The sequence below is a fragment of the Labrys sp. HAY1-8F genome, assembly GCF_056754975.1.
Map to the genome: position 1 here is coordinate 1803103 of NZ_JBPGWZ010000001.1, position 20802 is coordinate 1823904.

A 20802-nucleotide genomic window follows, 5' to 3' on the forward strand; every position below is an offset into this window, starting at 1 on the left:
CGATGATTGAGACGCCGCGCCTGCTCTTGCGCAAGCCCGTTCTCGACGATTTCGAGCCCCATGCCGCCATGTGGGCCGAGCCGGAAGTCTACAGGCATATTTCGGGCAAGAAGCGCAGCCGGGAGGAAATGTGGCAGCGCTTTCTGCAGGCCCATGGCACCTGGCACTTCTTCGGCTTCGGCTATTTCTCGGTGATCGAAAAGGCAGACGGGCGCTATCTCGGCATGACCGGCTTCCAGGACGCCATGCGCGACATCGAGCCGAGCCTGGTGGGCTCGCTGGAGGCGGGCTGGGTGTTCGCCTCCCACGCCCATGGCCGGGGCATCGCCTTGGAGGCCAGCCGGGCGGCCTTCGACTGGGCGCGTAGCGTGCATCCGGGCCGGAGGGTGACGGCGATCATCGCGCCGGAGAACGCTGCTTCTATCAGGATCGCCCGCAGGCTCGGGCTCGAGGCCGGTCCCGACGTCCGCTATCATGATTCCATCGTCACGCTGTTCGAGGGTTGGCTGGGAGAGGTCGATGCGGAAGGCAGCAGCGAGGCAGAATCTGCGGGGTGACGAAGCCCGGGTTGCCGTGAGCTCCTGTCCTCGACATTCCCTCATTGGCGCAGTAGCAGGATGGCCAACCGTCGTAACCATGACGTGGCAAGGAGGTCTCAAATTTGAGACCACTGGGAATACCCACACGGAGCCAAACGATGCACATGATCGGAAGCTGTCGCTGCGAGCAGGTCCAGTTCGAGGTCACCGCGCCGCCCCTAATGACGATGGCGTGTCATTGCCGCGGCTGCCAGAAGATGAGCGGCAGCGCCTTTTCGCTGAGTGCGGCAATTCCCACGGAAGGGTTTCGCGTGACCCGCGGGGAGCCGGTGATCGGCGGACTCCACGGCCCGTCACGACATTATTTCTGTCCGCATTGCAAGAGCTGGCTGTTCACCAGGCCTGAGGACCTGGACTTCTTCGTCAACATCCGCCCGACCATGCTGGCCGAGGCGGTGTGGACCGAGCCCTTTATCGAAACCTGTACGGCCGAGAAGCTCGCATGGGCATCGACATCAGCCCGCCACAGCTATGCTGAATATCCGCCGCCGGAGATGTATCAGCCTCTGATGGCGGAATTTGCCGAGCAGGTTGCATCGTCACACGCGCAGGCAGGACAGCCTGCTTCGGACGGCTGAAACGGGCCAGAGCCGGCTCGCGGAGCCCGCGTCCATTCTCCTCCCGCCTATCGCACCTCAGGGCCCGGCTTTGCACGGGTCCGAATGACGGCCGCCGGCCATCCTGTCCATCCTCCCGGGAATGGTCCGGCGGGTCAGGCCTTAGAATAGGGCGTGCCGTCCTTGTGCAGGAAGCGACCGTCGGAACTCGGGCTCATCATGTCGATGTCGGAGCAATAGATCACGTCGGCAGGCGAGCGTGAGCCGATTTCGAGATAGACCGCCATGGCACCGGATCTGTTGATCATGTGATGGCCGTTGCCGGAGTCCTTGGGAAAGGCGGCGCAATCGCCGGCGCGCAGGATCGTTTCGCCGCCATCCTCGACGAGTATCAACTCGCCTTGCAGCACATAGACAAATTCGTCCTCGGCCGTATGCCAGTGACGTTGGCTCGACCAGTTCCCCGGCGGCAGACGCATGAGATTGATGCCGAAATCCTGGAGGCGGCCGGCATCGCCGAGGCGTTGCCGCACCCGTTCGGCGCAAGGAGCATCGAAGGGCGGCGGGTAGCCCGAGCCCTGGTGCTCGGGGACGGCGACGAGGTCGATCTTGGGCATGGCAGGCTCCCGGTTGTCATGACAGTCTGGGCGGCGGCGGCGGAAGAGCGATGATCATGTCCCTTCCGGCTTGGGAAACAAGGGCGAGCCCGTTTCGACCCGACGCCCCGCCAAGGGCGCCGGGCCGGGCAGTTCGGAGGGGACTAAGGGAATCCAGCTCATCGCCAAGAATCAGTGCAAACGCCTATACAGACTCGCCTCAGAACCTGATCGAAAAGTTGCCACCGGAGCCAAGAAAAGCCTCATTTTGTCATGCCCGGGTTTCGACCCGAGCATTCAGGCACCACTGCGCGTCGAGAGGGCAGCTCTGGATTTACACCGGACAACTTGTTCGGTGTGGGACAAACCCGATGGTGGCAAAAGTCGAGGTCTCCGCGGCTTTTTGATCAATTTCTCAAGCCAGTCGATACCATCGGCGGCGAGACAGGGAGGTCATTGCGGGACATGTCCGGTTCGAGTTCGAAGGATGTCGAGGAGACGCTGCGTTCCTATCTCGATGAAGTCGTCGCCGCGCTGAGGGGCGCGCTGGCAGACAGGCTCTCGGCCATCATCCTGCACGGTTCGCTGGCCATGGGCAGTTTCCGCATGCCCAAGAGCGACGTGGATCTTCTCGTCTTGGTGGAAGATCTGACGGTTGACGAGGCCGGCCTGCTCTATGCCGTTTTCGAACGCCTCCATCGCCGCAGGCCCTATGCCGGCGGCCTCGAGGTCAGCGTGATACGGGCTGATGACGCCAGATCACCGCAACATCCCTTGCCCTATCTGGTGCATTTCAGCGAGACCACCACCGCACCGCAATCGTGGTCCGGCGGCAGGCCGCCGACCGACGAAGATCTGATCGCGCATCTGACCGTCGCTAAATATCGCGGCGTCGGCCTGCATGGCCCACCTCCCTCGGAGGCGATCGGCGACCTCTCATGGGCCGACTATCTGGCCTCGGTATGGGGCGACATCGCCTGGATCCTGGAGGGGGAGAATATCCTCGCCTCGCCCTATTACGGCATTCTCAATCTCTGCCGCTGGGCGATGATGGCTGAGGCCGCGGATCACATCGTGCCGGGGAAGGAGGAAGCTGGCGAATGGGCTCTGACGCATTTGCCGGAGGAGCACAGGGCTGTGGTCGCCCAGGCTCTTGCCGCCTACCGGGCCTCCGATTGGCCGCGGACACAGCGCGAAAGGCAATTGTCGGGCGGCCCCTGGCACCGCGAACCGCTCATCGCTTTTCGCAACTATATGCAGTCCACCCATGTAGCCTGAGCGACAAAGGGAACGTAGGCGGGGGCCGCGGATCGATCACGGGCGGCATGGAGGCCGCCTATTCCAAGGCAGCCGATCCCGGTGGTTACTTGCGGCGAGTTACTTATGGCGCGTTACTTGCGGCTTGACGGACTCCGGCGCTCGGCGCACACTGAAACCGTCGATTTTGGCCGGTGACCTCGATCTTCAGTGGCCAATAAGCCCTTGAATCAAGCCAGCCTTCCACCGACGTGACTTGGCATAGTCCTCCACCTGGAAGGTGCGAAGGGAGTTCAAAAAGGGCACGATATGAGCACAGGTACTGTTAAGTGGTTCAACTCCACCAAGGGATATGGATTTATCCAGCCGGACGACGGAACACCCGACGTTTTCGTGCATGTGAGCGCTGTGGAGCGCGCTGGTCTGCGCGAGCTGGCTGAAGGTCAGAAGATCAGCTTCGAACTGGTTCGTGACCGCAAGACCGGCAAATCATCGGCCGGCGACCTCAGGGTGGGCTGACCCCGAAGCGTTTCGCGATGAGACGGAAACGCCTCCAATCGCAAAGACGCCCAAGCCGATCAAACGGATTGGCTTGGGAACAAGGAGCTAGAGCAACAAGCGTTCAGCCATGAATGTGCATTGCTCTAGGGGACGCCGCGGACGTTCGGTGGCATGGTCGTCTTCAACGACGGCTCATGATGCCGAGACTTCCGTGTGAGGCTTTCGCTCATCGACATTCGCGACGGGGAGTGCCGATCGGGTGAAAATTCTGCAACAAGGGCAGATACGATGCGGCGAGCCTCAAGCTCGTCCGCAAGCCTGCCTCCATCAAAGCTCAAGCATTTTCGTCTTCCAGATCTGCTTCGTTGAACGCTGAAATCCGATCCACGGGAGAATGGCGGCGGCAGTGCCACACCCATTCCAGAACACGATCGAATCATAGGGCAGAGGATGGGCATACATGTTTTTGGGATTGGCGATTTCGTCACCTTGAGGCTTGCTCCTGTCTGCGAGCAGGACAAGGCCTATGAAATCATCCGGCTTCTGCCTGCCGACGGCTTGGAGCCGGTTTATAGGATCAAGAGTCTCGGAGAGCCATTTGAGCGGACGGCTCGGCAGCGCGAACTGAACGCCATGAAGACGGCCGATCAGCTTAGTGTGTTGCCGTCTCACTGACGAGACGGCATGGAAAGGTCTTGTCGGCACTGGGCCTGCACGTGCGGGTTTTCATGCCCGCCTACAAGCCGGGTGCCTCATAAGTGCCGCCTATATCCAGGGGCCTGAGGGGGGCGGCCGCAACGAACGGGCCTGCCGGGACGTGACCCGGCAGCCCTTAATCAGCACCCCAATTTATCGTACACGCAGTTGCATATCTGATAGATGTCCTGCGCTGGTTGCAGGGATTCGCTCTCTCCCGGTGGGAACCGGCCAGGGGCGATGCGAACCACTGAGCCTCTGGTCGGAGCTCCCTTTCGTGCGAGACCAGCGCCTTTGTTGCGTTCCTTCCTTTTACAATGCCAAACGAACATCGGCCTGGATCCTGCGGAGCTCCGGCAACGGGGATCCGTCGTCGCGCCGGCTTGGACCTCGGTCAGCGCAGTCGAAAGAGCCCCGGTTGCCTATCGGCCTCCGAGGTGGCCGCCTGCGCTCAAATCTGTGCGGGTTTGGACGCTCAAGTCTGACCGATGCCATGGGTTACTGTTGCCGCATCGTTTTTTTTCGAAAACCGGTGCCCACTTTTCGGCGCGATGTTCACCCCCTGTGCGGTTGGGTCCTTGCCCGTCTTGGCTTCTTGCTGGATCGTAACGGTTTGACCACGGCGCCTACCTTGGGCTGAGAGGCTTCGCGCGCCAGCCGCAGGGCTTTGAGTCTGGCTATCTGTTCGTCGCGGGTGAGCGCGTCCGTATCAATCCTGAATCGGGCTGCCGTATCTATTGCCTCATGATTGGCAGCCCATTCATTCGGTCGCCCTTTGTCTTCACTCATAGCGTTTGCCTCCTTCCGTGAGGACATCAATTCCCCTCGCGAGGCTTTCGGAGAATGCGATCTTGACCATGTCTGATCCATATATCCGAGAGTCCTGGAGGGCATGGCAGACTCGCTCCCAGCCCTGCAACATGTGAAACGAGAACGGGTGACCGGAGTTCAATGCTCGATCATTGCGTCGCCTGCAACGTCGGGGCTCCCTGCCGATGAGCGAGAGATCCGCGAGGCGGGTGACGGCAATCGCAATCTCGGCATGCTCCACCCGACTTCGGTCGCGGCTTTCACCAAGAGGAGATAGAGCGGCTCAATCTCAGCCTCGCATCGAAGAATCCGCCTGGAAACGCCGACCGTGGCGCCGGGTCCATTCAGCTTTTGATCTCCAAAGGGCCCAGCAGTCATGTGGCGCTCCAGGCCATGTCGACTGCAAGCACGGCATTGGCGTGCATGAGTTTCAACTCGCCGGACACTCTCGCCTTGCCGAGGCGGTCATCGTTTCCATTAGACCAGCCATATCGATAGCTGGCGCTTCGATGTTTCAGTGAACGCGTCGGCTGTTTACCGCCGGCTTGCCATCCGTCCAGATAGCCCTGATTCTGTTCCCGCTCGAACTCCTCGGCATTGAAATGCACATTGTCGTTCGACATTTCGATCCTCCAGCAGTGTGGCGACCGCTCGTCTCGGCCAGCGAGATACAGAACAGGATGTAACGGAGAGAGCCAGCCACTCCTCAAGGGAGAAGGGCATCAATCCATGCTTGCAAGAATAGGGGCTGTCGCTCGAATGTCGCCGAGAGGTCGATCACGTAATAAAGGGTGATCGCTGCATGAATTGAACGGCGAAAATGGCAGCGTACAAAAATATGCAAAATTCAATGTTGATCACAGGCGTAACGATCAGAAGTCACGAGCCGAGAGATCAAATTGTCGAGAGGTATCATTCGCCAAGAACTGTAGCAGCTTTTGGGCGATGGACCTACGATTATATTTATAGACGTGACTTCTTGAGGGGCCGATCGGATCACGGATTTCTCAATCTGAAGTGCAAGATCTCTTAGATGCGTGCAGCCTATGTCATGTAAAATTGACTAGGGGAATGACGCCAAGAAGCGCATTATGTCAGACATCATCGACACAGGGGTACCCAACAGGCGTCGATGGCGGAGCGGCCTCAATCCTCTCGCCTGCAACGGAATCGTTTGAGGCGCGACATGACTATCAAAGGCAATAAAACCATCGATCGGATGGATGACTCCGAGCGAGGGGAAAGCATCATCCATTTTACAGGACTTCCGGCCGCGGATGTGTTGGATGATCATCGCCTGGTTGTTGAAGAAATCCTGTCAAATTTACGGTTTGAGCAAATTAGAGATGCGATGAAAGCCGCACATCAGGCTGGGTCAGCGCCACGGCGGTGAAATTTTTTCGCAAGTGGAAGCGAATGCGAGCATCATATTTCAGCACAACCTGCCCGGCCCAGGATCTGCGCCGCAGGGGGACCTTATCGTGAGCAATATCGACCAGGGCTCGTCGCTGGACGAAGCAGAACGCCAGGCCACGACGATCAATGCCTATTGGGCCGAGCGCGGACAATGCGCAGGAGCCCGGGCAGTGCCTGTCTATGACCACCGAGGTCGCTTTTTGTCTTATGGCGTTACCAGCGACCTGATTGTCTTTCCACGTAACCGCATCGAGGACAAGCGATAGTAGTTTCCAGGAAAGCTGATCGATTTTTGACTTAAGACATTAGGCAAAACAGGAAGTTAACGGAAAAGCGCGATTGGGAGAGATCGCACGGTGCTCCGGAAAGAAGGCAGCGAGGCCGGGCAGGGGGCAGCCGGGGCTTCCACAGGCGCAAATGAGCGCCGAGCGGGGCGACCTAAAGCCAAGCATGACGACAATTCCTTCAATCATTTCTCCAATAGAAATTAAACTCACGGCCACCTTGTTTCGAACATGTTTAAGATATATAGAGAAGTATCGATCTTGCTGATGAATTACCGGGCGATCTTTAAATCGCCTTTGACGATTCCCCCTGACAATTTCGGTAGAAATGTAGCGCCCATTGATATCAATGGGCAGGTTTATCTATGTCGATTGAAAGGAAATCGTCGTGAACACAGGTATCGTCAAGTGGTACAACTCCCAGAAGGGATATGGCTTCATCGCTCTTGAAGATGGCAACCGGGACGTCTTCGTCCACGTGAGCGCTGTCGAGCGAGCCGGCATGTCTGAACTTCGCGAAGGCCAGAAAGTCAGCTTTGACGTCGTCACGGATAGCCGTAGCGGTAAGGCCTCTGCCGAGAATCTGCAGACCGTATAGAATTAAAGCGTTTTGCGATTTGGCGGTGATGCCAAGAATCGCAAAGATGCTCCAGCCAATCCCATGGATTGGCTTGGAAACAAAGAGTTAGAGCAAACAGGCGTTCGATCATGAACGCACTTTGTTGCAGCGCCTGCAGTCTTTGACCACGGATGTACTGGCATAGTCTGCGGAGACGCTCGAAGGAGGTCGGGTTCGCGCCCTAATGCGGTTCACTTAAGGATGGGCTGCACGAAAAAGTAGGATTTACGAGGCAGGGTGGGATTTGTTTCCCACCCTGATTTTGTTTTGGAATGACGCACACGATTGGTCGCTATCCCGAGCTTTCGGCCTTATCGCGATCGCTTGATGTGGACTGGATAGCGCAGGCGCTTGCGCTGACGGGCAAGGCCAGCGTTCGCAAACGCAAGCTGCCGGCCGAGCAGGTTGTCTGGCTGGTTATCGCATTAGCGCTATACCGACATCAGTCCATTGCGGAAGTGGCCGCCCATCTTGATCTGGCGTTGCCGGATGCGATTAATCCGGACATAGCCAAGAGTGCGTTGACCCAGGCGCGCCAACGCTTGGGGCGAGCGCCTCTCGCCCAGTTGTTTGCAATGAGTGCCTCGTGCTGGGATGAGCGTCACCAGCCGGGAAAGGCTTGGCGCGGTCTTGCCCGCTATGCGCTGGATGGGAGCACGTTGCGTGCCAGCGACAGCGTGGAAAACCGCGCGCATTTTGGCGGCCAGGCTCATTCTGAGGGGTTGGTATCAAGCTATCCGCAGGTGCGCCTCCTCATCTTGACGGCCCTTGCCACTCATCTGGTTCGCGATGCGGTATTCGGGGTCTATGGCAAGAACGAAATGCTCTATGCCAAGGATCTGCTTGTCGGAGTACCGGACCGATCCCTGACGGTGTTCGACAAGGGCTTCTTCAGTGCCGGCCTGCTGCTGCAGCTTCAGATGACGGGGGAGCAGCGTCATTGGCTGATCCCGGCCAAGAGATCCCTGGTATGGGAGCGGCTGGATGCAAATCCCAACGATTACCGAGTGCGGATGAGCGTCTCCCCGCAAGCGCGCAAAGCCGCCCCGAGCTTGCCGGCCTTCTGGGAGGCACGGGCTATCGAGACAACCAACCGCCATGGCAAAAAGCGTATCCTCTTAACGTCCCTCATGGATACCAAAGCCTATCCAGCCCATGAGATCGTGCATCAATATGAAGAACGCTGGCGGATCGAAACGAGTTATCGCGAGATCAAGCAGGATATGCTTGGCAGCGAGTTGACCCTGCGCGGCGGTACACCCGAGACCGTCTATCAGGAAATCTGGGGCGCCTTATTGGCCTATAATCTGGTTCGGCTGGAGATGGCCGAAGTGGCGGGCGAGGCTGAGGTCAACCCCACCCAACTCAGCTTCACCACCGCACTCCACTATCTGCGCCATGAATGGGGTTGGATGGCGATCGAGGCCCCAGGCAAAATACCCGCCCACCTCGTTCGCCTACGCAACCGCCTCGGCGACCTGCTCCTGCAGCAAAAACGGGGGCGAACATACCCCCGTGCCGTGAAAAGCCGATCTCAAAAATATGCCACTCGGTTCGTCAAGGCTCTTAAGTGAACCGCATTAGGGTTCGCGCCCGGCCTTTTTTGCGTCCCGCCGGGCAAAATATCCGTCAACGTCCTCGGCGCCTCATTTGCCATCCGCTGCCGTTACTGGTTTGGTCATAGTCGACGCCAAACAGAATGTCGGCGACGGTCGTCTTGAGCTTAGCCGAGAGCCTTACCGCCATCTCGCGCGGTATCGGTTCGTGCCCCTTGATCCAGGCTTCAAGAACGGCCGGATCGACACCGACTCGCTTGGCAAGCCACGGCGGATCCATGCGCGCCCGTGTCATTGCGCGGGCAAGGCCATTAGATCGAGTGGCGATCATCTTTCCTCACCACGAGTCCGTTCGGCAACCAGTCTCCATCCTTCAGCGCCCAGAAGATCGCCATCGCTTCGTCACGATAGGATTCCCATATTGGCTTGCCGTCAAATGACGAGTCTTTCAACTGGCCGTGATGGCGGCAGAGGGCACGGCAAACACGCTCGATAGGGTCAACAGGCTTCGCCATCGCATTCCCTTGAGCGTTTTGCTCGACAGCATCAGACCCGGCTTCGGAAGCGGCATTGATGCGGCGTCTTGTTGTTATCGCATCGTTTTTGCCGAAAACCGGCGTCCGCCTTCCGGCCCAACGCCCCAGAGTGGAACGTGGAATAGCCATCCTTGCTTCGCGCGTCCAGACGATCCGATGAATGCGCAATGTCCCCTTGCGACGACGAAACGGTTCATCGCAAGGGGAGATCTCGAAGATGTCACAAAACCTTGGCGGGGCTCACCGGAAGAGGCGCGCGCCCTGGGCCGTTGCGCTTGGCGGCATTTTCCTGTTGCTTGGGACGCGGGAGAAGACCCTCGCGCTGGGCTTGTTTGCGCGCGAGTTTACGGGCACGGCGCACCGCCTCGGCCTTTTCCCGGGTTTTTCTTTCTGAAGGCTTCTCATAGGCCCTGCGGCGCTTCATCTCGCGGAAGAGACCTTCTCGCTGCAGCTTCTTTTTCAATACGCGTAAGGCCTGTTCGACATTGTTGTCCCGCACGAGCACTTGCAATGAGTCGTCTCCTTTTCGGTTGGTAAAATGGGAGCCATCCCGAACGTGGTCTGTTGCTCCAAAAGGCCGATATTTTTTGGAATCGAACCGATCTCAATCGGCCGACTGGAATCGAGCCGTCACGCGGGCGTTATTTCACGCTCTTTGACAGCACGCACATGCTGGTCGCTTTTGCTCTTGATGCGATAGGCTGGTTCCGCATGTTCGACGGGAAGGACCTTGACGACTTCGTAATAGCCGCTCTGACCCACCAAGCCCGGACGCAAATAGATGACGGTGTCGCCGATGTTGAACTTATGGCTTGTCGCTTGCGGGTTTCGAGAAGCCGAAGGCGCGCCGCCTTTGGCGCCACCTAGGACGGCATACCTTCCCTCGAGCGGATAGTCTTCGTTCTCATACAGAGAGCGAATGGCGGAACCTGTATATTCGCACGTATTCGTATGAATGGAGGTCCCGTTAAGATTGGCTCCATACTCGTCCATAGCAAATTTTACGGCCGAGGCGAGGCTGTCAAACCGTCGATATTTTAGAGAATTTCGAGTCCATCCGGCAGATTTTGATTTTACAAAAAGCTCAGAAGGAACAAAAAAATCTAGTTTTGACATATCTCAAACTATCATCAGGTTTCAGATTTGTCATGATATATTTGAAATTACGACGAAATCTCTGGAGGCTAAGTTTGATGCCGTCTTGGAGACATTGAGTAAGGCCGTATCTTAATACCGGTCATAATCGTTCTCGATGCATGGCCGCTATCCCCACCGGCGGTGGGCCCACATCCATTGTTCGGGATATTCGCGCACCCATTTTTCGAAGAGCCGGTGAGTCTGATGTGTTGCCGCGTCGACATCGGCATTTCGATCGTCGGTGTGGGGCACATCGAGGATCTCGGCCTCGATCCGAAAGCGCACGCCGCGCGTCCGGATGACTCGGGCCGCGACCAGCAGGGCATCGCTGCCTCGGGCAAGCAGGGCAGGAAAGGTGGTGGAGGGAGCTGGCCGGTCGAAAAACGGGACGGAGAGCCCGTTGCGGTCGCGCAAATCAGCCAGCAATGCGATAGCGCCGCCGCTGCGCACGATGCGCAGCAGTTTCTTGCCGACATTCGCACCCTTGACGAAGAGTCCGCGCGGATAGCGGTCTCGGCGCACGAGTGCGACGTAGTCATCGACCTTCGGATTCTTCATGCGCTGGTAGACGCCGGCAACCTTGATGCCGCTCGTCACCGTCGGAATAACGACGAGTTCCCAATTTCCGGTATGGAGCGAGACGAAAACGACGCCCTTGCCGGTGGCTTTCACCGCTTCGATTAGCGGACCGCTCGCGTCCTCGATCCGCCCTGCCTTGACGATGCGATCCACCATCAGGCTTTCGGCAAAAGTCCGCCCCAGATGCATCCACATCGTGCGCGCCAGTGCATCGATTTCGGTGGCATTCTTTGCAGGATAGGCCGCAGCCAGATGCTGCAATGCGCGTTCGTGGCGGCGTAATCGTGGCGCGGCCAGGCGCCACATGGAACCCATGGCCCAGGAGCCGAAGTCGAGCGGCAGGATGTGCAGAAGGCCGACGAGGCCGCGCAACAGGAGATATTCGGCGGCGTGTTTGCTGTTTCGCCAGCTGCGCCCTGTTTCCGACGGGATCACGTTAGATATATCCAACAAGTTGAGCATCATCGCAATGAAGCCACTGGCTCGACCAAATGTCACGGCGATGTACGAGAAGCGCGTACCAGGGCGTTGGGCGTGCGAGATGGAGGGAGTCGCCCGCCGGTCGATACCGGCATTCGCGTCCGACATATGTTTTTGCCAGCATCCGGCGAGATCCATCGCCGCTACCGCCATTGGGGGCACACATCACTGAACCTAACGCTGGGTCTTGGCCCGCTGCACGCGACGAGGCTTGGCGGCAGAGCCAGCCGGCTTATCGTGACTTTGGCCGTCTTCCGTTATTTTTGCTTCTTGCGCGAGTCTGAGCTCTCTCAGATGCGCGGTCTTCTTGTCGCGGTCCGAGACTTCGCGATCGATGATCTCCTGCGCGGCTGCTGTGAGAGCCGCGTATTTTTCCTCCCACGCCAGGTGGGAACTCTTGGTTTTCGTCATAGCCACCTTTCGCGAACCGGCACCGCTACCTCAGTGCAGAACGATCCGTCTGGTTACAACAAGGTCGTCGCTGATCTGATCGCCCTCGCGAAAGGCCCTCAGCATGTGGTGAGCCTGGCCTCGATGGGACTCTCACAGGGGGCTTGCCCTCAAAGGCGGCGGCATTGTCGGGGATCCCGTGATAACGACACCTCGCCCGACAGATCCGTTCCACGGAAGTGACGCCTTTGGGCAAGCTGTCTCTCCTTCTTCATCGAAAGGCGGCCAGATGCCCAATGGTTTGCAGCCGGCAAGGGCAATCACCCGGGGGCCTGCGTCCCCCCGTGTGACTATCTCAAGTCTGCCGGCGCGTCGGTCTGGTACGACTGGGACGCAGAGTACTCTCGGGTGAGTCCGCTACAGGGCTGATGCCTTGCCTGGAAGCGCGCAGTTCGTGTTCCTGAGCCACCCTTTCGCGGGAATCCGCCACACCCTTGAGCCTATAGGCGGGCTCGGGGCCGTCCGAGGGCATTTGTCGGGTTACTTGATATGTTCCTTCTTCGTGTCTTGAGATAGACGAATGAAGGATGACGATATCGCCGACCTGAAACGTATGCTTCGTCAATCACTCCTCCTTGGATGCATTGGAGGTGTCGGGACGGCGCTCGCCGTGTCACAAATTCCGCGAGCCTCGGGCGCACCGAAGGACGCTGGCCAGGCGATAATCACGTCTTGGCGGCAATCGGGGGGGCGCTTCTCGGCAGGGCTCCCCGTCCTCTCGACGGAACCTTGGGCTTGGGCGCGGGCAGCAGGCCCTCGCGCTGAGCTTGCTTGCGAGCGAGCTTACGGGCGCGACGAATAGCTTCCGCTTTCTCGCGCACCTTGCGCTCGGACGGCTTTTCATAAGCTCTGCGCAGCTTCAGTTCACGAAGGACGCCTTCGCGTGCCAATTTGCGCTTGAGAGCCTTGAGCGCCTGCTCAATGTTGTTCTCACGAACGAGTATCAGCATAAAATCTCCAAATACCAAAAACAAAAGGGCCGAACGCGGCGCCGGCCCAAAGATGAATCGTAACCGTCTTGCACCAATCAAATGCGCTGATCGGCCGGAGCTGAAGCGTTTTGTGGTTTCCTGGAAACACCAAGAATCGCAAAAACGCGTCGGAACAAGGTGCTAGAGCAAATAAGCATTCACGTTTGAACGCGCTTTGCTCTGGAGGAGGCAGGCACCTTTCAAATTGCCCACCACGGACTTAACCCGTCCCACGGCGCGCCGTGACAAAGCCGGGAGAAGAGCTGCAGTTTTCTGGAAAAATCGCAGCTTGCAGGCACGATGCCGTAAGAGCTTTGGTCAATCCGCCGATTGTGGAGCATGTCTCAACTAGGGCAGCGTCTCATACGCTGATTTCGCTCCATCTTCCGATGGTTGTACACCATTCACCCCGGGATAGCTAGGATCGGATAGCCGCATGCAGGGTGCCGAATTCGGAACCCGATAGCTGCATGGCCAGGGATACTTGCCGGCCGGCGTTCCTGGATTGATCCGTGCTTTGGAGATGGAGCCGGCCGTTTCGACCTCGTTGAATCGAGCATGGGGCCAGGAGGGAGGCAATCTCGAACGCTCCGAATCCCGCCATGCTTGTAACTCACGCCGCTCACCTGGCCTTCCTACAATCCCGGCATTGAACCAGACAACGGGAGGCAGCCATGACGGATAGCAGCTACACCACCAGTTTCACGGTCGACCAGACGCCGGCCCAGGCTTTCAGCGCCATCAATGATGTACGCGGCTGGTGGTCGGAAGAGATCGAGGGCCGGACAGCGCGGGTCGGCGAGAAGTTCAAATATCACTTCCAAGACCTCCATCGCTGCGAGATCCAGCTGCGCGAGATGATACCGAACCGCAAGGTCGTCTGGCATGTGCTCGACAATTATTTCAGCTTCACGCAGGACAGATCCGAGTGGAAAGGGACCGACATCGTCTTCGAGATTTCCAGGAAGGGGGGCCAGACCGAGGTCACCTTCACCCATCTGGGACTGGTGCCGGACTATGAATGCTACGATGCCTGCTCTGACGGCTGGCACGCCTACATCAATGGCAGCTTGCGGGATCTGATCGCCACCGGCAGGGGGCAGCCCAAGTCGGAGAAGCCATCACCGAAAGCGAACAATTGCTGATGCGCTGAGGTGGGATCTGATCGACCAAGTCCGGAGCAAAGCGCTTTCTCACCGGAATGCGCTTTGCTCCAACACGTTTTGCGGCACTGATGGAGCCGCACGGAATCGCAAAATCGCGTCGAAACAAGATGTTAGGGTGAAAAAGCATTCAGATGTGAACGCTTTTTGTCCTAGATGCGGCCGAGAAATTCGAGCACGCGCCGGGTGAGCAGGCTGGTTGCATCCGCGTCGAAGGATGGCAGCGAGCTGTCCGCGAAATAATGCTGGTCGCCCGAATATAGGAACAGTTCTGCGTCCTCGGCCGTCTCCACGATTTCGCGCGCTGCCTGGAAGTCACCCTCGTCGACGAAGATGGGATCGCGGTCCATGCCGTGGATCTGCACCGGAACGCCGCGCGGCCACGGTCCGAAGGCCCATTCGCCGCTGATCGGCAGGCAGGAATAGAAGAGCAGGGCGCCGCGTGCACCCGGGCGGGTCTGGGCAAGCCTTTGGGCCGGCACCACGCCGAAGGAGAAGCCGGCATAGACGAGGTCCGGCGGCAAGGTGTTTGCTGTGTGCTCGGCCCGCGCCCGCATGGCGTCGAAGCCGGTCTCGTTGATATGAGCGAGGCCTTCCTCGATGCTGGCGAAGATACGCCCGTCAAACAGGTCCGGCGTGTGGACGAGATGACCACCGGTCCGTAACGCCTCGGCAAACGCCTGCACGCCCGAGGTGAGCCCCTGAGCATGATGAAACAGCAAAATCTCAGCCATCATGGATCTCCGGCTGTCAGCGATACCGGCACCTCATACCAGCTTGCATAATGTTTGACCTGTGTATGCAAACTGGCCCCTGGATTCCCTTCCCCTCGCTGCCACTCACAAGCAATGCTTGTGAGGATACGGCCGGGAATGGCAGGTCAAACATTATGCAAGCTGGTATAACCACGCCGATGTTGCAAATTGAGGGTTAGGCTGAAAAACCCTGTCTCCTTGGCATTGAGTACGGCGAAACGGGGTGCCAAGCCAGCGGCAACAAGTCCAGGTGCTTTGTTTCGTCAGTCCAATTCACAGGACTGGTGCCCGCCTGGGTGGCGTTCTCGTCAGCTTCTGCAAGACTGAAGCAAAGTGCGATTTATCCGAATCGCACTTTTCCTCTGACTTCTTGTTCTGACGCATTTTCTCAGCCGAAAAGCCTGCCGACTTTTCTGGAAAATGCCTTAGGACCTCGCATTTGTTGCCCGGAGTGTTGCTCGATGAAATTGTTCTTTTCCGACAGGCAGATGGCGCATCGCCCGACCCAATACATGATCAATGGTCGAATTGGCAGTGCCCTCGAGAATCCCGAGCGCGCGCAAACCCTGGTCGGATCTCTCACGGCGCTCGGCTTGACTCTCGATGAGCCGAGGGATGCGGGCCGGGCGCCGATCGAGGCCGTCCATGCTGGCCATTACATCGACTTTCTGGAGACGGCCTATCGCCGCTTCCAGGAACTGCCCAATGCCGGCCCCGAGGTGCTGCCGGCAGTCAGCCCCTATCAGGGCGCGGATGCCGCCTTCCGCCCGCGTCCCGCCCCGCGCCCAAAGGGCATTCTCGGGCAGACGGGCTGGTACATCAACGGCCTGTCCAACGCGATGACGGAGCATAGCTTCGCCTCCGCCTATCTCTCCGCCCAGAGCGCCGTGGCGGCTGCCGACGATCTCATCGCCGGTGGCTTCGACAGCTTCGCCCTCTGCCGTCCCCCGGGGCATCATGCCTATGTCGATCGTGCCGCCGGCTTCTGCTTCTTCAACAATGCTGCCGTCGTCGCGGAGCGGCTACGCACGCGCTTTCAGCGTGTGGCCGTCATCGACTTCGATACCCACCATGGCGATGGTACGCAGGCGATCTTCTACAGCCGCGGCGATGTCTTCTTCGGTTCCACCCATACGGATCCGTCGAGCTATTATCCCCATTACACCGGCTATGCCGACGAGAAGGGCGAGGGGCCTGGCGAGGGCGCCAACCTTAATTTGCCCTTGGCCGAGGGTAGCGGCGATGAAGCGTTCATCGAGGCCAACCGGGCGCTGGCCGCTGCCGTGGCAGCTTTCGGAGCTGAGGCGCTGGTGGTATCAGCCGGCTGGGACGCGCATCGCGAGGATCCGCTCTCCAAGCTCGCGGTGACCACGGCCGCCTATGAGGCGATCGGCTCTGTCTGGGGTGCTCTGCCCCTTCCCATCGTGATCGTGCAGGAGGGCGGCTATTCGCTCAGCGCCGTGTCCGAAGCCGCGCCGCGCTTCGTCTCGGCCTTCCGCGCATCACGGCCGCCGCGCTGAACCATCGTAATAAGCGAGTGATACCATGACACAGACCGTGACTGCCGAGAGCCAGCAAACGCCTGAACGGCAGCCCATCCGTGCCGCGCTCGGCGCCTTCGTCGGCACCATGATCGAGTGGTATGATTTCTACGTCTACGGCACGGCGGCTGCCCTGGTGTTCGGAGACGTCTTCTTCAAGTCAGAAGACCGCTACATGGGCATCATCGCCTCGCTCGGCACCTTCGCCATCGGCTTCGTGGCTCGCCCGGTCGGGGCCTTGCTGTTCGGGCATTTCGGCGACAAGGTCGGGCGCAAGAACTCGCTGATCATCACATTGTTGCTGATGGGCGGAGCAACCGTGCTGATCGGTCTTCTGCCCGGCTATGATTCGATCGGCATCAGTGCCGCGATCCTGCTCATCCTTTTGCGTCTCATCCAGGGTGTTGCCGTCGGCGGCGAATGGGGCGGGGCGGTGTTGATCGCCGCCGAGCACGCGCCGCCGAAATGGAAGACCTTTCTTGCTTCGGCCCCGCAATATGGCAGTCCGATCGGCCTGATGCTGGCGGCGCTCGCCTTTCGAACGGTCTCGGATCTGCCGCGGGAGGATTTTCTCAACTGGGGCTGGCGCATTCCCTTCCTGGCCAGCGCGGTGCTGATCATCGTGGCCTTCGCCATCCGCGCCGGCATCAAGGAAAGCCCGGAACTGGTCAAGCGGCTACAGGAAGCACCGCAGGACGATATCGTGCCAGCCAGGGAGATCTTCCGCACGCGGCGTTACACACTCCTGCTCGGCATGGGCCTATGCCTGCTCGGCGTTGCCGGCTTCTACTTCCTGACCACGCTGATGACGACCTTCGCCACCGAGTCGCTCGGCATCTCCAGATCCGACATTCTGAACGTGATTTTCTGGGTCGGCGTGCTCGAACTGGTCGCCTTTCCGTTCGGTTCCTGGATCGCCACCCGGTTCAACGAGCGCATCCTGCTGGTGGCGATGTCGGCGGCCGCGTTTGTCTTCGCCATCCCCATGATGATGCTGATCGTGACCGGCGATCTCGGCAATATCCGTATCGGCATCCTGGGCGGTACCTTCTTCGTCGCCGCCCATTATGCCGTGATGGCGCCCTTCCTGACGCGCGCCTTTCCGGTGCATCTGCGCTACACCGGCATTTCCTTGAGCTCGTCGCTGAGCGGAGCCATCTTCAGCGGCCTCACGCCCGTGGTCGGGGTCTGGCTGGTGAAAACCTATGGTGTGCAATGGCTGCCGCTGTCGCTGCTCTTCATGGTGATCGCCGGGCTAACCTTGCTGTCGAGCCTCTTCCTGCCCATCGAAGAGGAGCAGGTCCGATCCTGAGGTCATGATGCGGCGGGCGGATCTCAAGATCCGCCTCCCATTCATGCGGCCTTGGTGATGGCGTCGATCACGTCGTCCACGGCGGTCTCGACACTCACGCGGTCGTCGCCTTCGGCCATGACGCGAATGACCGGCTCGGTGCCGGAGGGACGAATGACGAGGCGGCCGCCATCCCCGAGCTGCTTGCGCGCGCCCTCGATCGCCTTGGCGACCGTGGGATCATCCAGCACCTTGCCGCCACGCGTGCGCACATTCTTGAGGATCTGCGGCAGCGGATCGAAGCGATGGCAGACCTCGCTGACGGGGCGATCTGCCTTCTTTAGCACCGCCAGCACTTGCAGGGCGGCGACCAGACCATCGCCGGTGGTGGCGAAATCCGACAGGATGATGTGGCCCGACTGCTCGCCACCGACATTGTAGCCCCGCGCCCGCATGCGCTCGAGCACGTAGCGATCGCCCACCGCGGTGCGTTCGAGTTGCAGGCCAAGCCCGCCGAGATAGCGTTCCAGGCCGAGATTGGACATCACCGTGGCGACGATGCCGGGCTGGGTGAGCCTGCCCTCTTCCTTCCAATCCGCGGCGACCACCGCCATCAATTGGTCACCGTCGATGACATGACCCTTCTCGTCGACGATCGCAACCCGATCGGCGTCGCCGTCGAGGGCAATGCCGATATCGGCCCGCAACTCGCGGACCTTGTGCGAGAGCGCTTCGGGGGCGGTGGAGCCGACATCCTTGTTGATGTTGTAGCCATCCGGCTCCACGCCGATCGGAATGACGTCGGCCCCGAGCTCCCACAGCGCCTCGGGCGCGACCTTGTAGGCGGCGCCATTGGCGCAGTCGACCACCACCCTGAGGCCATCGAGCCGGAGCTGGCGCGGCAAGGTGCGCTTGGCGAATTCGATGTAGCGGGCGCGCACGTCGTCGATGCGCCGGGCGCGGCCGAGATCGCGCGAACCGGCCAGCCGCGACGACAGGTCGGTGTCGATCAAGGCCTCGATGGCGCGCTCGGTCTCGTCCGACAGCTTGAAGCCGTCGGGGCCGAACAGCTTGATGCCGTTGTCGTCATAGGGATTGTGCGAGGCCGAGATCATTACGCCGATGTCGCAACGCAGTGAATTGGTGAGCATCGCCACGGCGGGCGTCGGCATCGGGCCCAGGAGCATCACGTCGATGCCGACAGCCGTGAAACCGGCCACCAGGGCGTTCTCGATCATATAGCCCGACAGTCGGGTATCCTTGCCGATCACCACACGGTGGCGATGTTCGCCGCGCTGGAAGGCCAGGCCCGCCGCCATGCCGACCTTCATCGCCAGTTCCGGCGTAATGACACTATTGGCCCGGCCGCGAATGCCATCGGTGCCAAAATATTTGCGACTCATGCGACAACCCCAAAACTTTCTGGGGTGATTATGCCTGAATCTTCGGGCAATTTGCTTCAAAAAATGTGTTCAACCGTAACAGCCGGCTGCCTTTTCAGCGCCGCCATTCATAGTCGAAGGTCGGCAGGCCGGAGCCAGGATTGACGCCGCTGCCGCAGCGTTCGAACGCCTCACGCTCATAGAAGCGGATCGCCCTTTCGTTGAAGGCGTTGACGGTGAGGCGCAGGACGGAGCGGGCTTTCTGCTTGGCAAACAGCATCAGCAGATGGGCTATGCCGCTGCCATACTCGGCCGGCGGCAGCGCGATCTGTTCCAGCAGCAGGGCATCGTCCTCCTGCGGCGCCAGAACCAGCATGCCGACGATCGTGTCGTCGTCGGCGTCCTCGTCGCGCATGGCCACGAAGATCTCGGCTTCCAGTGCTTGCCAATGGCGCCACTGCCCCGGCCAGCGTGCCTCGTAGTCGAAGGCCGGATAGGTCGCCTGCCAGGCCCCGCACCACAGGGACCTCAGCGCCGGCTCGTCGGTAGCCTCCGCCGGCCGGAGGGTGACCGCGGCGATGCTCATCGCTCGGTCAGCTTCAGCTCGATGCGGCGGTTCTTCTTGCGCGCCTCGTCGGTGCCAGCCATGTCGATCGGCTGGAATTCGGCAAAACCTGCCGCGACCAGGCGCTGTGCCGGGATACCCTTGGACATCAGATACTGCACCACGGAAATGGCGCGGCTGGATGACAACTCCCAATTGCTCGGAAATTGCGGCGAGTTGATCGGCCGGTCGTCGGTATGGCCGTCGACGCGCAGCACCCAGGGAATATCGTTGGGGATCTTGTCCTGCAGGTCGAGGAGGGCGGCGGCCAGCTTGTCCATCTCGGCTTTGCCCTCGGGCTGGAGGGTGGCCTGGCCGGCCTGGAAGAACACTTCCGACTGGAAGACGAAGCGGTCACCGACGATGCGCACGTCGGGACGGTTGCCGAGCACTTCGCGCAGGCGGCCGAAGAAGTCGGAACGGAAGCGCGAAAGTTCCTGCACCCGCTGGGCCAGGGCCGCATTCAGGCGCGAGCCGAGATCGGCAATCTTGGTCTGGCTCTCTCGGTCCTTGGATTCGGAGGCATCGAGGGCCTGTTCCAACGCGGCGATCTGGCGGCGCAGGGCGGATATCTGCTGGTTGAGCAGTTCGACCTGTGCCATTGCCTGGTCGGAAATGCGCTTCTGGCTGTCGAGTTCACCCTGGATCTGCGCGACTTGGCTACCCTGGGCGCTGGCGGCTGCGGCGTCTTTCTGCGCGTCGTCGAGCAGGCCCTGCAGCCGCGCCTTATCGGTATTGGCCTTGTCGAGACCGCTGGTGAGCACCGAAAGCTGTTCCTGGGCGCTCCGCCCGTTGGTGCGCTCCAGGGCGAGCAGTTGCGACAATTCCGCGATCTGGGCATTGAGCCGGTTGAGTGCTTCGTCCTTGCCGGTGACTTCCTGGGACAGGAAGAACTGGCCGAGCACGAAGATCGACAGGATCATGATGATGGACAGCAGCAGGGTCGACAGGGCGTCGACGAAACCCGGCCAGTAATTAATGCCCTCGCTGCGGCGGCGGCTGCGTCCAAGGGGCATTATTCT

At 59.9% G+C, this 20802-nt stretch carries 25 protein-coding genes; 11 read left to right on the forward strand and 14 right to left on the reverse strand.

Going from position 1 to position 20802, the window contains the following annotated elements; genetic code table 11:
* The first annotated feature begins 2 nt into the window (after positions 1-2).
* The gene (locus ACR9ZN_RS08270) at positions 3-557 is read left to right on the forward strand and encodes a GNAT family N-acetyltransferase (protein ID WP_481271870.1); all 555 of its coding nucleotides are present in this window, start codon (positions 3-5) and stop codon (positions 555-557) included.
* Between the two features lie 140 nt (positions 558-697).
* Positions 698-1177, forward strand: coding sequence for a GFA family protein (locus tag ACR9ZN_RS08275; RefSeq protein ID WP_454819141.1), 480 nt, complete (start codon positions 698-700; stop codon positions 1175-1177).
* A gap of 134 nt (positions 1178-1311) precedes the next feature.
* Here the strand turns inward: ACR9ZN_RS08275 and ACR9ZN_RS08280 are convergent, their stop codons facing one another.
* Entirely contained in the window at positions 1312-1773 is a 462-nt protein-coding gene (locus tag ACR9ZN_RS08280; RefSeq protein ID WP_434959865.1) for a cupin domain-containing protein, read from the reverse strand.
* Positions 1774-2217: 444 nt separating this feature from the next.
* Here ACR9ZN_RS08280 and ACR9ZN_RS08285 point away from each other — a divergent pair, with 444 nt between their 5' ends.
* Positions 2218-3030, forward strand: a complete 813-nt coding sequence (locus ACR9ZN_RS08285; RefSeq protein ID WP_454819139.1) for an aminoglycoside adenylyltransferase domain-containing protein — start codon at positions 2218-2220, stop codon at positions 3028-3030.
* Positions 3031-3318: 288 nt separating this feature from the next.
* Positions 3319-3528 carry a cold-shock protein gene (locus ACR9ZN_RS08290; RefSeq protein ID WP_149250444.1) on the forward strand — a complete coding sequence of 70 codons (210 nt, stop codon included), beginning with the start codon at positions 3319-3321 and terminating at the stop codon, positions 3526-3528.
* 309 nt (positions 3529-3837) lie between these two features.
* Here the strand turns inward: ACR9ZN_RS08290 and ACR9ZN_RS08295 are convergent, their stop codons facing one another.
* Positions 3838-4215: a hypothetical protein gene (locus ACR9ZN_RS08295; RefSeq protein WP_434959863.1), complete on the reverse strand. Its 378-nt coding sequence runs from the start codon at positions 4213-4215 to the stop codon at positions 3838-3840.
* A gap of 1175 nt (positions 4216-5390) precedes the next feature.
* Positions 5391-5639: a hypothetical protein gene (locus ACR9ZN_RS08300; protein WP_434959862.1), complete on the reverse strand. Its 249-nt coding sequence runs from the start codon at positions 5637-5639 to the stop codon at positions 5391-5393.
* A 563-nt stretch (positions 5640-6202) separates the two neighbouring features.
* Between ACR9ZN_RS08300 and ACR9ZN_RS08305 the strand changes: the two genes are divergently transcribed.
* From ACR9ZN_RS08305 to ACR9ZN_RS08320, 4 genes are all read left to right on the forward strand, one after another.
* Positions 6203-6409: a hypothetical protein gene (locus ACR9ZN_RS08305; RefSeq protein ID WP_434959861.1), complete on the forward strand. Its 207-nt coding sequence runs from the start codon at positions 6203-6205 to the stop codon at positions 6407-6409.
* An 88-nt stretch (positions 6410-6497) separates the two neighbouring features.
* Positions 6498-6698 carry a hypothetical protein gene (locus ACR9ZN_RS08310; protein WP_434959860.1) on the forward strand — a complete coding sequence of 67 codons (201 nt, stop codon included), beginning with the start codon at positions 6498-6500 and terminating at the stop codon, positions 6696-6698.
* A gap of 406 nt (positions 6699-7104) precedes the next feature.
* Complete coding sequence (locus ACR9ZN_RS08315; protein ID WP_434959859.1) at positions 7105-7314, forward strand: cold-shock protein; 210 nt, start codon at positions 7105-7107, stop codon at positions 7312-7314.
* A gap of 293 nt (positions 7315-7607) precedes the next feature.
* Positions 7608-8909 carry an IS4 family transposase gene (locus ACR9ZN_RS08320; protein ID WP_481271871.1) on the forward strand — a complete coding sequence of 434 codons (1302 nt, stop codon included), beginning with the start codon at positions 7608-7610 and terminating at the stop codon, positions 8907-8909.
* A 55-nt stretch (positions 8910-8964) separates the two neighbouring features.
* Here ACR9ZN_RS08320 and ACR9ZN_RS08325 read toward each other — a convergent pair whose 3' ends face one another.
* From ACR9ZN_RS08325 to rpsU (ACR9ZN_RS08355), 7 genes are all read right to left on the reverse strand, one after another.
* Entirely contained in the window at positions 8965-9222 is a 258-nt protein-coding gene (locus ACR9ZN_RS08325) for a hypothetical protein (protein WP_441771532.1), read from the reverse strand.
* Positions 9203-9556, reverse strand: coding sequence for a hypothetical protein (locus ACR9ZN_RS08330; protein WP_454819135.1), 354 nt, complete (start codon positions 9554-9556; stop codon positions 9203-9205). The genes ACR9ZN_RS08325 and ACR9ZN_RS08330 overlap by 20 nt, the downstream gene beginning before the upstream one ends.
* A gap of 91 nt (positions 9557-9647) precedes the next feature.
* On the reverse strand, positions 9648-9938 hold the full coding sequence (gene rpsU / locus ACR9ZN_RS08335) for a 30S ribosomal protein S21 (protein ID WP_434959856.1): 291 nt from the start codon (positions 9936-9938) through the stop codon (positions 9648-9650).
* 119 nt (positions 9939-10057) lie between these two features.
* Positions 10058-10543, reverse strand: coding sequence for a hypothetical protein (locus ACR9ZN_RS08340; RefSeq protein WP_441771530.1), 486 nt, complete (start codon positions 10541-10543; stop codon positions 10058-10060).
* A 147-nt stretch (positions 10544-10690) separates the two neighbouring features.
* Positions 10691-11761, reverse strand: a complete 1071-nt coding sequence (locus tag ACR9ZN_RS08345; RefSeq protein ID WP_481271872.1) for a lysophospholipid acyltransferase family protein — start codon at positions 11759-11761, stop codon at positions 10691-10693.
* A gap of 36 nt (positions 11762-11797) precedes the next feature.
* Positions 11798-12034 carry a hypothetical protein gene (locus ACR9ZN_RS08350; RefSeq protein ID WP_441771528.1) on the reverse strand — a complete coding sequence of 79 codons (237 nt, stop codon included), beginning with the start codon at positions 12032-12034 and terminating at the stop codon, positions 11798-11800.
* A 704-nt stretch (positions 12035-12738) separates the two neighbouring features.
* Entirely contained in the window at positions 12739-13023 is a 285-nt protein-coding gene (rpsU, locus tag ACR9ZN_RS08355; protein WP_434959852.1) for a 30S ribosomal protein S21, read from the reverse strand.
* Positions 13024-13718: 695 nt separating this feature from the next.
* Between rpsU (ACR9ZN_RS08355) and ACR9ZN_RS08360 the strand changes: the two genes are divergently transcribed.
* A complete protein-coding gene (locus ACR9ZN_RS08360) occupies positions 13719-14189 on the forward strand; it encodes an SRPBCC family protein (protein WP_481271873.1) in 471 nt (156 codons plus the stop codon).
* Between the two features lie 170 nt (positions 14190-14359).
* Here ACR9ZN_RS08360 and ACR9ZN_RS08365 read toward each other — a convergent pair whose 3' ends face one another.
* Complete coding sequence (locus ACR9ZN_RS08365; protein ID WP_481271874.1) at positions 14360-14941, reverse strand: dienelactone hydrolase family protein; 582 nt, start codon at positions 14939-14941, stop codon at positions 14360-14362.
* Between the two features lie 482 nt (positions 14942-15423).
* Between ACR9ZN_RS08365 and ACR9ZN_RS08370 the strand changes: the two genes are divergently transcribed.
* Together ACR9ZN_RS08370 and ACR9ZN_RS08375 are read left to right on the forward strand one after the other, a co-directional pair.
* Positions 15424-16482, forward strand: coding sequence for a histone deacetylase family protein (locus tag ACR9ZN_RS08370; protein WP_481271875.1), 1059 nt, complete (start codon positions 15424-15426; stop codon positions 16480-16482).
* 25 nt (positions 16483-16507) lie between these two features.
* On the forward strand, positions 16508-17815 hold the full coding sequence (locus tag ACR9ZN_RS08375; RefSeq protein WP_454819126.1) for an MFS transporter: 1308 nt from the start codon (positions 16508-16510) through the stop codon (positions 17813-17815).
* 41 nt (positions 17816-17856) lie between these two features.
* On the opposite strand, the gene glmM is transcribed toward ACR9ZN_RS08375, so the two are convergent.
* The 3 genes from glmM to ACR9ZN_RS08390 form a co-directional block, all read right to left on the reverse strand.
* The gene (gene glmM, locus ACR9ZN_RS08380; protein WP_434959848.1) at positions 17857-19197 is read right to left on the reverse strand and encodes a phosphoglucosamine mutase; all 1341 of its coding nucleotides are present in this window, start codon (positions 19195-19197) and stop codon (positions 17857-17859) included.
* A gap of 94 nt (positions 19198-19291) precedes the next feature.
* Positions 19292-19762: a GNAT family N-acetyltransferase gene (locus tag ACR9ZN_RS08385; protein ID WP_454819124.1), complete on the reverse strand. Its 471-nt coding sequence runs from the start codon at positions 19760-19762 to the stop codon at positions 19292-19294.
* Positions 19759-20796, reverse strand: a complete 1038-nt coding sequence (locus ACR9ZN_RS08390; protein ID WP_481271876.1) for a peptidoglycan -binding protein — start codon at positions 20794-20796, stop codon at positions 19759-19761. Before ACR9ZN_RS08390 ends, ACR9ZN_RS08385 begins: the two co-directional genes overlap by 4 nt.
* Between the last annotated feature and the right edge of the window lie 6 nt (positions 20797-20802).